17 protein-coding genes are annotated in these 12139 nt (G+C 54.0%); 16 read left to right on the forward strand and 1 reads right to left on the reverse strand.

Annotation, left to right across the window (positions count from 1 at the left end):
* The first annotated feature begins 238 nt into the window (after positions 1 to 238).
* From ACOCD2_RS00805 to ACOCD2_RS00815, 3 genes are all read left to right on the forward strand, one after another.
* A complete protein-coding gene (locus tag ACOCD2_RS00805; protein ID WP_419582593.1) occupies positions 239 to 1024 on the forward strand; it encodes a TIGR04255 family protein in 786 nt (261 codons plus the stop codon).
* Complete coding sequence (locus ACOCD2_RS00810; RefSeq protein ID WP_419601202.1) at positions 1015 to 1590, forward strand: helix-turn-helix domain-containing protein; 576 nt, start codon at positions 1015 to 1017, stop codon at positions 1588 to 1590. The genes ACOCD2_RS00805 and ACOCD2_RS00810 overlap by 10 nt, the downstream gene beginning before the upstream one ends.
* A gap of 135 nt (positions 1591 to 1725) precedes the next feature.
* Positions 1726 to 2442 carry a hypothetical protein gene (locus tag ACOCD2_RS00815; protein ID WP_419582595.1) on the forward strand — a complete coding sequence of 239 codons (717 nt, stop codon included), beginning with the start codon at positions 1726 to 1728 and terminating at the stop codon, positions 2440 to 2442.
* A 65-nt stretch (positions 2443 to 2507) separates the two neighbouring features.
* Here ACOCD2_RS00815 and ACOCD2_RS00820 read toward each other — a convergent pair whose 3' ends face one another.
* A complete protein-coding gene (locus tag ACOCD2_RS00820) occupies positions 2508 to 3197 on the reverse strand; it encodes a LexA family protein (RefSeq protein ID WP_419582596.1) in 690 nt (229 codons plus the stop codon).
* A gap of 112 nt (positions 3198 to 3309) precedes the next feature.
* On the opposite strand from ACOCD2_RS00820, the gene ACOCD2_RS00825 reads away from it, so the two are divergent.
* The 13 genes from ACOCD2_RS00825 (at position 3310) to ACOCD2_RS00885 (ending at position 12027) form a co-directional block, all read left to right on the forward strand.
* Complete coding sequence (locus ACOCD2_RS00825; RefSeq protein ID WP_419582597.1) at positions 3310 to 3546, forward strand: hypothetical protein; 237 nt, start codon at positions 3310 to 3312, stop codon at positions 3544 to 3546.
* 3 nt (positions 3547 to 3549) lie between these two features.
* The gene (locus ACOCD2_RS00830; RefSeq protein ID WP_419582598.1) at positions 3550 to 5097 is read left to right on the forward strand and encodes a ParB family protein; all 1548 of its coding nucleotides are present in this window, start codon (positions 3550 to 3552) and stop codon (positions 5095 to 5097) included.
* A gap of 5 nt (positions 5098 to 5102) precedes the next feature.
* Complete coding sequence (locus ACOCD2_RS00835; protein WP_419625543.1) at positions 5103 to 5558, forward strand: STY4526/YPO1902 family pathogenicity island replication protein; 456 nt, start codon at positions 5103 to 5105, stop codon at positions 5556 to 5558.
* Between the two features lie 8 nt (positions 5559 to 5566).
* The gene (locus tag ACOCD2_RS00840; protein ID WP_419625545.1) at positions 5567 to 5803 is read left to right on the forward strand and encodes an STY4526/YPO1902 family pathogenicity island replication protein; all 237 of its coding nucleotides are present in this window, start codon (positions 5567 to 5569) and stop codon (positions 5801 to 5803) included.
* Complete coding sequence (locus ACOCD2_RS00845) at positions 5796 to 7037, forward strand: STY4528 family pathogenicity island replication protein (RefSeq protein WP_419582599.1); 1242 nt, start codon at positions 5796 to 5798, stop codon at positions 7035 to 7037. The genes ACOCD2_RS00840 and ACOCD2_RS00845 overlap by 8 nt, the downstream gene beginning before the upstream one ends.
* A 127-nt stretch (positions 7038 to 7164) precedes the next feature.
* Positions 7165 to 7962 (forward strand): PFL_4669 family integrating conjugative element protein, encoded by a 798-nt coding sequence (locus tag ACOCD2_RS00850; RefSeq protein WP_293714762.1) that lies wholly within the window; start codon positions 7165 to 7167, stop codon positions 7960 to 7962.
* 80 nt (positions 7963 to 8042) lie between these two features.
* On the forward strand, positions 8043 to 8393 hold the full coding sequence (locus tag ACOCD2_RS00855; RefSeq protein ID WP_293714760.1) for a hypothetical protein: 351 nt from the start codon (positions 8043 to 8045) through the stop codon (positions 8391 to 8393).
* Positions 8394 to 8447: 54 nt separating this feature from the next.
* Positions 8448 to 9470 carry a ParM/StbA family protein gene (gene parM / locus ACOCD2_RS00860; RefSeq protein WP_293714758.1) on the forward strand — a complete coding sequence of 341 codons (1023 nt, stop codon included), beginning with the start codon at positions 8448 to 8450 and terminating at the stop codon, positions 9468 to 9470.
* Between the two features lie 215 nt (positions 9471 to 9685).
* Positions 9686 to 10090, forward strand: coding sequence for an STY4534 family ICE replication protein (locus tag ACOCD2_RS00865; protein ID WP_293714756.1), 405 nt, complete (start codon positions 9686 to 9688; stop codon positions 10088 to 10090).
* Positions 10091 to 10192: 102 nt separating this feature from the next.
* Positions 10193 to 10708, forward strand: coding sequence for a RadC family protein (gene radC / locus ACOCD2_RS00870; protein ID WP_293714754.1), 516 nt, complete (start codon positions 10193 to 10195; stop codon positions 10706 to 10708).
* A gap of 97 nt (positions 10709 to 10805) precedes the next feature.
* The gene (locus ACOCD2_RS00875; protein WP_293714752.1) at positions 10806 to 11234 is read left to right on the forward strand and encodes a DUF6573 family protein; all 429 of its coding nucleotides are present in this window, start codon (positions 10806 to 10808) and stop codon (positions 11232 to 11234) included.
* Positions 11235 to 11363: 129 nt separating this feature from the next.
* A complete protein-coding gene (locus tag ACOCD2_RS00880) occupies positions 11364 to 11666 on the forward strand; it encodes a hypothetical protein (protein ID WP_293714750.1) in 303 nt (100 codons plus the stop codon).
* Positions 11614 to 12027 carry a hypothetical protein gene (locus ACOCD2_RS00885; RefSeq protein ID WP_293714748.1) on the forward strand — a complete coding sequence of 138 codons (414 nt, stop codon included), beginning with the start codon at positions 11614 to 11616 and terminating at the stop codon, positions 12025 to 12027. Before ACOCD2_RS00880 ends, ACOCD2_RS00885 begins: the two co-directional genes overlap by 53 nt.
* Positions 12028 to 12139: the final 112 nt, after the last annotated feature.

Here is a 12139-nt window from a genome sequence, read left to right on the forward strand (position 1 = left end):
AGGATTTCGCCGGTGAATGCCTTGAGATAGGTTTTATGGGGCCGTTAAGCGTCTAAACGGTCGTTCATTGGCGTTGATTCAGGTTTTGAATGCCCCTTAAGCAACTACGGTGAATTTCAACATCAAGGTTGTGTTGGATTGAACTTTACTCAGGTAATAGGGCTCTTACTTTCAATCGTGCAATATGTGTAATTTGGTGTATAATTTTGGTTGCGCTTAACAAGCACCTGAAGGGGGAATGGATGTGGCCGACTACAAAAAGCTAGAAAATCAACCGCTTAAGTTCGTGCTCGCTGAATTCCGCTTCTCACCTGTAATGCAGATCGCTGAATACGTACCAGAGATTCAAGAGGCATTGCGAAAACAGTATCCAATACCAGAGAAACGAAGCGAGCAAACAGTCCAGGTACAGCCAGGTGGTATCGCCGTCTCGGCTATAGATCGCTGGGCTTTCATTTCATCGGACAAGAAAAGCGCTATCGATATCAACCAAGAGCGTCTTGTCTATATCACGTCAGAATATCCAAGGTTTGCTGGTTTCTCAGACGCATGCAAACAGGCAATTGAGACTTTGGTAAATATTGTTGAGCCTAGCTTGATTTTGCGTATTGGGCTTAGATATAGCGATCTGGTAATTGTTGATGATGGTGAGGAAATTACCGGGTTGGTCAATGAGCACTTCGGGTTGCCAAATTGTATAGAGTCTCTTGGAGAAGCCCGTCAACACAGCACCGATACCTTTTTGCATACAGAGATGGGTGGACTTGCTATAAGAACTCTGTACGGCAAGCATAATCTCACTTGTCTTCCCGATGTTCAGGGTTTACCTATATCCATTACGGCAGACGCTGTGCCAAGCGAACGGATTATTCTTGATTTTGACCATTACTGGGAAGCAAAGGATGAATCTGTTAGCTTTGAGACAAACGATGTATTAGAAAAATTAGCTATGTTGCACGAAACATCCAGAGAGGCATTCTGGAAAGTAACCACGGACTATGCGAGGAATGAAAAATGGGCTTGATAGCACCTGATTTTCCGCCTGACGCATATTGTGCCTCAGGGACATTTAATCGTTATGCAAATCCTCCAGCCATTCATTTAATGCTTCCAGAAGGTGAAGGGCCTAAGCAGTTATTCTCTTTGTACCAAGGTTCTGGTGGCGTGGTTGCAAGTCTGCTTAGCATTACTCCCAGCGGTGCTAATACTCAGGTACATACAGCACCTCAAAACAAACTGGCAACTGTAGTAAATGAAATTTCCTTGGCGTTTGGATTGACAAAAGAAGAATTGGCGCAGGTTTGTAATGTTCAGAGCAGGAAGACCCTTTATAACTGGATAAATGGAGAGGCTAAGCCAAGGAAATCTGCAATGAGCAGAATTTTTGATTTATTAGTCATCGCTAGAGCATGGATCAGTTCTGGTTTTACTACTGATCGGGAACAGCTACATGAACCTGTGCTTGGGAACCAAAGCGTATTTGATCTTCTAAGCCAGTCCGAAATCGATAAAGAACGTATCCTTTTTGCCGGATCAAGATTGAATATGCTATCTCCAGCAAAAGACGAACTTTCAGATCCGTTTGCTTAACTAAAATGGAGCCTGAGAGACTTGGTTGGCAGTCAACTAGAAGAAGCCGGTTGGAGACAAGGTTCCATAGTTAGTGCCACGGATGTTCAACACCTAGTCGACATTATAGGCAGCATACCCTATGCGGAGGATCTAGTGCTTTTGGTAGCATCGCAGTCATGCGATATAGCAAATAACAATGTTGACACAGATCCATATATTGAGTTGTCGGTTGCTAGGAAGATTGAAGAATCCAAGGGGCATTTAACCTATAACAAGAATCCTCGGATTCTCCATACGTACGTCACATGTCGAACGAGCGATGGAGATGTTTTTTCTGAAGAAATCCTTGAGCTAAAGGCGTTTGAAAGGATTGTCATTCAAAAGGAAGTTCTTGCGGAACTACAGCCTGACCCGGATAGAGTTTTAGAAGACAGGCAGTTGAAAAGTTATGTTGCTTGGCTGGCTGCTAGGTATTCACGTCCAGCTCTGCCCACGACATTTAATAATCTAATCAGAGATGCAGACCCTAAAGGCAAACTAAGAAATAAAGTAAAAAAAGGTAATGAACAGCTTGTTGGAATATACGTTGAAATAATACCTGACGCTGAAATCAAAGATGATGAATCTTACAATGTGAACTTGCTTGGCTTGCTGCCTGCTGGGTTTGTCGGAGATTCAAGCAAAGCCGAAAACGCGATAAATGCGTATGCTGATGTTTTGCGCAGTGCTGGAATGGAAGTAACAGTGGCTACCCATACAGAAGATAAGATATCGTTAGCTATGATAAAACGTTTTAAACGTTTTTATTACGACGATCTGTCTTTGAAGGAAGAAACGCCTCTACCACCTGAAACACAGAACATATTGTAGAAATCTGCTTTTCAAAAGGGACTCTATATCTGTCAGCCAAGCTACGCAGATAGAAGTTATTTGTTTCAAACCATCTCCCCCTTAAACACCACAACCCCACAAATCCGTGCATTCTGGTCGACCTCGATGATCGGGTTTGGCCACTCCGGGTTCAGTGCCTTCAGGTACTGACGGCCTTCTTCGACGATAAGCTGTTTGAAGGTGGCCTCTGCGGTGTCTTCAATCATGACGACCACGTATTTTCCATGGGTGGGGTCGGCATGAGGATCCACGAAGATCAGGTCACCATCATGGAATTTGGGTTCCATACTGATGCCACGCACGCGCAGGACATAGGAATCATTGCTGCAACTGACCGGACAGGGCAGTAGCTCCTGACCGTATTGCGGTTGGTAACCTTCTGCAATTTCCATCCATTCGCCGGCCTGCACCCAGGAGATTACCGGGCAGAGGCTGCGGATATCCGGCCCGAGGTGTGCATTGACATCCATTCCAGCAATGTGTGACTGATCCCATTCATCCGGATGTGGCTCGTCCATCCAGCCTTCGTATTTGCCCATGCCGCGTTCCAGCTTTTCGGCCAGATCGTCGCCGATGTTCCGTGGCGTGCCTTTCTTGGTACGCATCTGGCGCCGGACCTGACTGATATAGGAACTGTTGGTACCGGCGCGTTCGGCCAACTTGGCGGCCGAGCCGGCTTCAGCGATCAGAAGCTCGAGATTTTTCAGGCGAATTTGTTCGGGGATACGTGTCATGCACAACACTATAGCAGAAATTTAGCACAACGATAAACATTTAGTTGGGAAGTTAGCTTGCTGATAGATATGCATGGTGCTAATGTTTGACGGCATGAAGCTAAGGACGTTTTTGAAATATGCCACCAAGCGGGAACGCGCCGAGTTGGCTACCGTTTGCAACGACTCTGTCGCCTATTTGTATCAGCTGGCTGGTCAGCACCGACACGCGAGTCCCCAGATGGCGACACGAATCGAGCAGGTCAGCCAGCAGGTGGCGGAACGTTCCGGAGGGCGACTGGAGCCTGTGCCGAGAGCAAGCCTGGTTCGCCATCCGGAGATTTTCGTTGGCCTGCAGGGTTGGGGATAAGTAATGGCCGGAAAAACCCCAATATCCTCCTCGACGCCACAGATGATCGAAATCTCCCGAATCCAGCCCTACGAGCACAACCCGCGGCATGGCCGCAATCCCGAATATGACCGGATCAGGGACTCGATTCGCAACACCGGTCTGGATCAACCACTGGTGGTTACGCAGCGGCCTGATACTACGGACTATATTGTCCATGCAGGCGGTAATACACGCCTGATCATATTGAAGGAGTTGTTTGCCGAGACCGGTGATCCGCGTTACGCCACAGTACCCTGCCTGTTCAAACCCTGGTGCTGCGAATCCGATGTCCTGTTGGCGCATCTACGGGAGAATGACCTTCGCGGAAGCCTTACTTTCATCGATAAAGCGCGCGCGGTTTGTGAAGCGCAAAAACTTCTTGCCGAAGAACTCGATCTCGATGTGATCTCTCAAAGACGCCTCGAAGCAGAACTTCGCCGCGCTGGATATCGCATCACCCAGGCGCGAATCTCGCAGATGGAATATACAGTCCGTCGATTGTTGCCGGTCATCCCCATTGCACTCGAAAGTGGACTCGGCAGGCCCCACGTGGAACGTATTCGAAGATTGGAACGCGCCGCCTACACGATCTGGCGTGATCGGTGCTCTGAGCCTGCAGACGATTTTGATGAAGTATTCACAACACTGTGCCGCCGCTACGATGGTCCCGACTGGGATACCGATGTGCTGCGCAGTGCCCTAGAATCTGAGATTGCTGCGGCATTGGATGTCAGCATACATACCGTGCGCGTGATGCTCGATGCCGAGCTGGCCGGACGGGAACTGGTGATCCCGGAGATTGAAGAAGTTCCAGAAGAAACACCTGAACCAGAGGGCACTGCAGATGATTCGTATGGCGTTCACATAGATCAGGACGATGACAGTCCGGACGTTTCAAGCTCGGCCACATCCAGCACTGATCGAACATCCACTGATGGATCATCGCGTGAATTGCCGGATCATCCAGATTCCGACAATGAAGCTGGTCCTGGTCAGGTTGAAGATGATGACAGTGAGTCCACTGATCCCGGTTCAGAACTACCGAGCCTTCCTAACGACGCCAGTCCCAGCGATCTGAAGTCATTGCGCGGCCGTGCCTGGACGCTCGCGGCGAGACTGGCCCAGCGTAATGGCATGGCTGACCTCGTTGAACCGGTGTCCGGCAAGGGATTGGGTTTCGTATTGCGCGATGTGCCGGATCCCACACTGGCGGATCAACTCGACGAAGACAGCTTGAGTCAGCTCACCATGCTGTGGTGGCAGTTAGCTGCCTGCGCCGAAATGACCTATGCGCCACTCGAATCCATCTTGCCGCTGCTGCCGGATGAGTCCATTCTTCGCCGCGCCCTCGAAACCGAGGACGCCGATCTGTTGTTCAACAATATCTGGACACTGGATCCGGGGCACACGGGCTACCGGCTCTGGCGGCCACTCGATGACCGGGACTGGCGTGATCTGCTTGGCCTGATGGATACTTATCGCTGCATCCGCCGACTTGCAGCGGATACCGGTGTGTCGGTCTGGGAGTAAAGGCGATGGAAAGCACGAAGGAATCCGATCTGGTCACCGCCGTGTTGATGTACGCTATTCGCTGCCTGGCCGAAGGCGACCATGTGGCCTTGCAAAACATGAAATTCGGTCCCCGTGAAATCGAGGCCCTGCGGGAGATGAATGTCTCAGATCTCTACCGCGTTGAATCGCTTCGTGCCCACTGCCTGGACATTGCCCTGAATCGGCAGGTGTACTGGCCGATGATCGATCACCTGCGGGTGCAGCGTGAATCGGAAGAGACCTTGCAGTCACTGATCGCTGCCGATGCGCCGCATGAGATGTTGTTGATCCTGTTCGGGTTGAATGCCCGTGATTACGGTCGGCTGCGGCGTACCCTGTCAGTGAGTCCCTCGGTGGGGCGCCCCCCAGAGGCCGACGAGGAAAGCTCCCACCGGCTCTGGCAGGCCTGGTCGAGCCGGGTCGATGTACCCTGTCAGTGAGTCCCTCGGTGGGGCGCCCCCCAGAGGCCGACGAGGAAAGCTCCCACCGGCTCTGGCAGGCCTGGTCGAGCCGGGTCGATGGGGAGACAACCGGATTACTCGCGCCCACGGATTACCTGGAACTCCACCGGGAGACCGGGGTGCCGATGCGCGCCATCTGGAATCTGACCCAGCGATGGGCCCAGTACGGAAACCTGACCGGCCAGAATGACGATGATGCCGCTCAGGTAGGTGACGATGGATGAGCAGGCAGGCGCTATTCGTCCTGAGACACTCGCCCTCGATAAACTGATCAAGGCCACCATTGCCCGTGTGGAGTCATCACCCGATGGTGGCGCCACCGACACGGTGCTTTTCCTCGGGAACCGGCATCAGTCGTTTCCCACTGCCGTAATCCGCGACCCGGTACTCGAGCCAGTCGACAAACTGGTGTGGATGGTCATCATGCTGGCGGTTCGGGAGACCGGGGCTAATACCGCTTTTCCGAGTTATGAGGCCATTTCCCGCATGGTCAATGTTTCTTCGCGTTCCACGATTGCCCGTGCAATTGCCATCCTGCGCGCTTCACGCTGGTTGACTCTGTGCGATCGGATACGCAATGCCAGTGGCCGGTTTCGCGGTAATGTTTACGCTCTGCATGATGAACCCTTGCCACTGGCGGACGTGATTCACCTTGATGGTGACTACATGGCCTTTCTGAACAAGGCTGTGAGCCATGGCCATGCGCGGGTGCGTACGGTGGCTCAGGGCGTGCTGGCGTCCATCGATGAGGATGTCGGGGATGGGCGCAACGTGTGTGCACTGGAGCATCCGATCGAACGGCGGATACAGTCTGCGGTGGACACGGGTAACGGTGGTCCACGCCGTTTCTTCTCGTTTACCCGGAAGGTTATCAAGCAGATACACCATGACCAAAAATCGAACACGGCAGAGACCCACGTTCGAAAATCGAACGCACAAAAATCGAACTCAGGTTGTAGTAGTAATAATAATAAAAAAACTACTACTACTTGTGGTAAGGACTCGTCAAAATTTATGCATGCCGGTGAGCATGGAAAACCGCTGGTGTATCCACGACGCCTGAGCGACAACCAGCGCGGCATCGCAAATCGCTATCTTGGCGTGCTTGAGCCAGAGCAGCGCCAGCAGATCCTCGATGAACTGGAGGGGCGGTTCCAGGCCGAGCAGAAGGGCATGAAGCCGGTCTACGACGAGATCAGCTTCCTGATTCGGCTCTGTGAGCGGATGAAATCCGGTGAATTCGTGCCAAATCTCGGCATCAAGGTGCGAGATGCCCGGCGTGTCCGGGAAGCGGACCGTCAGCAGGCATTGCACAGTGATACCTCCACGGCGCCGAAGGAAACCGAGGAGCAACGACAGAAGCGTATGGCGATGGCAAAGGAGCGCCTGAATGAAATTCGGAAGGCGTTGGGAATGCAGAAAGACAAGGATCCGTTATCCGAAGCTAAAGACACATAAGGTTTCCTTTAAGTGATTCCACTGGAATCACCTGTCGAAATTCGAACCTGGTATATAACCCTGCCATGTCTCGGCGGGATTTTCCCTTGTTCATCAAGAGTGCACATGCGTTGATACGCGCATATTCATGCAACAAGAACCCCGACAGCCTGTGACTGCAGAAAACATCATTCCCGAACCCGATGGCCATGAAAAACTGGGTCCTCTGCGCGGCCAGGCTTGGCTGACCCTGCATACGAATCAGGCGCGTCGGCTGATACGTGGCCGTAACGGCACGAAGGGACGGTCGCCGATCATCGGTTTGGGACTCTTCGCCGACAGGTTGCGGCTGATCTGGCAGGCGGCGCGCAATGATGATCCGTATGCGGACTGGTGGCTGATCAAGGTGCATGAAGCCATCACAGAACGGGAGGCTCTATTCCAACGTCTCCAGCGGGATCTGGATGAGCGGCTGACGCAGATGGGTTCGATCGAAGTTGCCGTGGCCGTGTCCGAACGTCCATACCGGATTCCGCTTCAGTTCGCCAATCCTTACGCCTACCAAGCTGCACGCCTTGTTTCGACCTACGATGCCGTGGTCTGTGCGGCGCTGACGGCCAGCCACATCGGTGCGCTGGATCGTGCATCCCGTGCTCATGTCATCGAGTTGGGCGCACGCAAGATCCGTGGTCTGTTCATGATTCCCCAGGGTTATCGTTTCCTGCGCATCGAGCGGTCAGACATCCGGAAAGGCAACGAGAAAAGTATTCAGGCGACCCAGTTTATGGGCACGGTGCCCGATGATGTCTTGCGTGGTGAACGCCGTGCACCGCTGGCGCCAACTCAACGGTGCTTGTCATCGGGATTCTCCAGGAATCTCGGATTCCATCACGCACCCTCTGCACCGGAAACAGAGCCACCTGTTGATAAAAACGACGACGCTTGATGTATCAGGTTTCCTCTGGCGTGTCCGCCGCGTGTCTCCATAATCCTGTGCTTGTTTGAAGTCGATGGAGCCGTCTTGTCATGGCAAAAGCAAAGCCAGGAATCCGCGTCACCATACAGCTCGATCCCCGTGTGGCGCTGGAGTCCGTCCTGCTGAACCGGCACAGGCAACTCCCGGTTAGCCGCCGGCAGGAATGGTTGCGCGGATTGCTGGTTCAGGGGTTTCGATCCGAGACCGAGGCGTTGCGCAGTACATCTGACGATACGAAACGCGACTCGACCATGGCGTTCACGAATTGGATGCCCCGGTCGCCGCGCCAGCCTGTCGAACCTCCCGAGTCTGCGCCTGCTGTTGTGAGGGCAGAGCCAGTACCAGCCAAGGCGGGTACTAAACCCTTCGCGGCCCTCGGTAAGGTGATGGGCACAAGGTGATGGGTAGAGGGCTGGTTATCTACGCATTCAATAACGAACAGAGGATTGAAACTCATGACAGACTCATCCCCAATAAATCCCGTACCGGTTGGCCTCGATGATGGCTATGCATTCACCAAGATCGCGCTCCCGGATGGTCGACTACTCGCGATTCCTTCACGTGCCCGGGTGGGTCAGTCCGGTGTGACTTGGATCCATGAGGCTGAGCAACGTATCTCTGAGTATGAGACCGACGATACCGTGTATTCAGTTGGTGCCGTTGACGGTGTGCCCACACATTTTGAAGGCTACCCGTGGTCCGGCTTGAACCGGGCGGTTGTTCAACACGCCCTGCAACAAGCCGGACTGGCCGGGCAGAGCGTGCATGCGGTTTCTGGTTTGCCTATCAGTACCTTCTATCGCAAGAGTGGCGAACACCGGCAGGAAACTATTGCCAGGAAACGCGACAGCCTCAAGCAGGCAGTTCGCCCGCTTTCGGATGCGCTGCCAGTGGGCATCGCATTCCATGAGGTCATACCGGAGGCTCTGGCCGCCTGGTATGACTACGTGATCGTTGATTTGGAGGATGGTGTCACCCTGGATGCGGATCGTGTATCCGTGCCGGTCGCCATCGTCGACATTGGCGGGCGCACGACCGACTACGTGGTGGTGAAGGATCAGGGCATCCTGCATGCCTCGTCCGGTTCGCTGCAGTGCGGAATGTTGAACGTGAAACAGTGCGTGACCGATGGCATCCAGGAACGCTTTGATCTGGAGTCACTGAGCGAACAGATTGTTTCCCATGCGATCGAGAACAAGGCCGTTCGCTTGCAAGGCAAGAATCATGACGTTGCTGCGCTGGTCGAGGCCGCCAAACGAGAGGTCGTTGAGCAAATCCATGATGAGACCCGCCGGCAATTGGGCTTGGGCATCGAGCTGGATCGTGTGCTGTTCGTCGGCGGCGGAACCGTGGCGTTGGCAGACCACATTGCCAACTGGTTTCCGCATCAGGCGATTGCCGAACATCCTGCATTTGCCAACGCCCGGGGCATGCTCAAGTACCTGCGCTATGTCTGCGAGGCCTCCGATGCGGCCTGATTGCACTCGTTATACCGGTTTTATCCGTCGCCACTGCGGTTCAGTGGCAATCGAGGCACCGTCGGGCCGTGCAATCGGTGCACAGCGGCAGTTTTCTGCCGTCGGTCCTTTCTCAAGAGGGTGGAACCTGTTTCCACCTGTTCACCCTGCCGGGCAAGCATCCCCATCAGGGGCGCGCTTGATCCGGGTTTTTTAACATCTAAGGAGCAAGCGCTATGTCTACTAACGAAACCAAGCAGTATTTCGATCTTCACACCACCGGCATCGGTTATCTCAACCGTATCCGGGAGGTGACGCCGAAGGAGGGTAATCCCTTCCTGAGTGTCACCATCGCGGCCCTTCGTGGCAGCGTCGACAACGCCCAGTACACGCATTTCGAGTGTCGCGTGTCCGGCAAGCAGGCGCAGGAAATCGTGCGTCAGCTCAAGCCGGCCGTCGAGGGCAATCAGAAGGTACTGATCGGCTTCACGCTCAGTGATCTCTTTGCCGAGTCCTTCACTTTCAAGAACGGGGACAAGGCTGGCGAGACCGGTATCAGCCTGAAGGCCCGGCTACTGCGCATTGCGTGGGCCAAGGTCGACGGGCAACCGTTCTACACCGCACAGGAAGACGCGGCGTAACTCAACCACTGACCGGGTAACTCAGTTACCCGGTCACTTTCAACCCATCGGGGGATCATTCCTCCGAGGGGCTGATCTCCCTTTATTCTGAGGAGATCAGTCATGAAGAAAACGGAATCATCCGTAGAAGCGTTGGCCGAGGATCGGTTGTCCGGTCTGAAGCCAGCCGACTTGAACGAGGTGGAAAAGCAATCGGTGATCACACTGGCGATGAAGGTACTGGCCATCAAACATCGGGCCGGAAGGGCTTTGAGTAAACCGGACGAGACGCGGGATTATCTGCGTCTACGCCTGGCAGACTACCGTAATGAAGTCTTCGGTTGTCTGTTTCTCGATAACCGTCACCGGATCATCGCCATGCGTGAGCTGTTCCAGGGCACCATCGATGGGGCCTCGGTTCACCCGCGGGTAGTGGTGCAGCAGGCCATGGAGGTGAATGCCGCCGCCCTGGTCTTTTACCACAACCATCCATCGGGCGTTGCTGAGCCCAGTCACGCGGATGAGGCGATTACCCGCCGACTGAAAGAAGCACTTGCATTGGTTGATGTGCGGGTGCTGGACCACTTTGTAGTCTCGGCTGGTGAGTCTGTCTCGTTCGCTGAACGTGGGCTGCTCTGAAGTCCATCATTTTTTACAAACCCTGCCGGGGAAGCTTCTTCTTCCCCGGCAGGGAAGGAGGTGTGACCTGGCGTCTATCCATCACAGGAGAAAACCCATGAGTAACATTTCCAATGAACAGTCTGCTGAATCGTTTTTCGGTGAAGTCATTTCAACCTATACCCGTGCACAGGCCATCGAGGACGGTGTACTGATCGATGCGGGTTCCATGGCCAGCGAGGCGGGTTTCAAATGGCCCGTTGCGCTGACATCTGCAGTCTGGGCTGATTGCGTGGCCTGGGCCGAGGATGACAGTGAACAGCAGGTGCATCAGGATCAGTCGGGCAGGTTATGGGATGTTTTGTATATGGCGTCCCACGCCATTCGCACGAGCAAGGATCCGGGTGACCGGCTGTTGTTCCAGCTCTATCGGGTAGCCCGTGACGGTCACTCGACGGAAGCGGTGCTGGTTACGCTGAAACTCATCATCGGACCGGGTGATGCCGGTGAACCGGTCATCACGATCCTGTTACCAAATGAGGACTGAAGCGTAGTACCCATGCTGTTCACTCAACCGATCAAGTCAACGACTTGAGTTTTTCACCACACCCACCGGGGGGACTTTCTCCCTGGTGGGTGATGGTCTCCCCCTGTAACCAACCAGAAGGAGATCATGATGAAATATGTTGTTCAATACACCTTACCCTACGAGCACCGGGTCATGGTCGGCATCGAGGCCGACAGTCCGGATGCCGCGGTCACGAATGCCGAATCCCTGTTCGACGAGGGTGACATTTGGCAGGACACGGCAACGGTGCCGTTACTGCTCGATGACTTTGATGAGACGGGTGATAGCCCATTGCATTTTACAGTCGAACAGGCGCTGGCCGACGAGGAACCGTGGCCAGAACCAGATGGCAAGCGTAATGACGATCCGCCGCAGGGATGCAGCATTCCGGGCATCGCAATTGCTGGTTGAAGCCTACCGTCGCGGTGAGGCCCGTGGCGGCAGTATCGACTGGGAAGATCTGGATGAAGCCTATCAGGCTGCGCTGCAGGCATCGGGTGCCGCTGTAGATCAGGCGCACGCCTCATCGGTGAAACACTGTGCGCTACTGGCCGTTGTTCTGGAGGGCGGTATCGTACAGGCGGTGATTGCCGATCAACCTGAAGTTGCTCCAGATGTTGCCGTTGTCGATTACGACACAGACGGCTATGAGCCCAACGAGTTGCGCCACATCACACAATCGGATGGCAGCCAGTCAATAGCGCTTGTCATCGAGCATTATGTCGAGCCGGCGGGCATCAATCTGGATGAAGTATTCCAGGAATCCGAGTAGCCACTCCCTTCAACGCCCCGCCACGAGCGGGGCTCCTTTTTCTGTTCCTTTCTCCCATGTATACCGTCCTGGCTGCCGTACGAACAACTCCGATACTGGCAGACTACTTCCA

The sequence above is a fragment of the Thiolapillus sp. genome (assembly GCF_048562965.1).
Lineage (GTDB): Bacteria > Pseudomonadota > Gammaproteobacteria > Chromatiales > Chromatiaceae > Thiolapillus > Thiolapillus brandeum_A.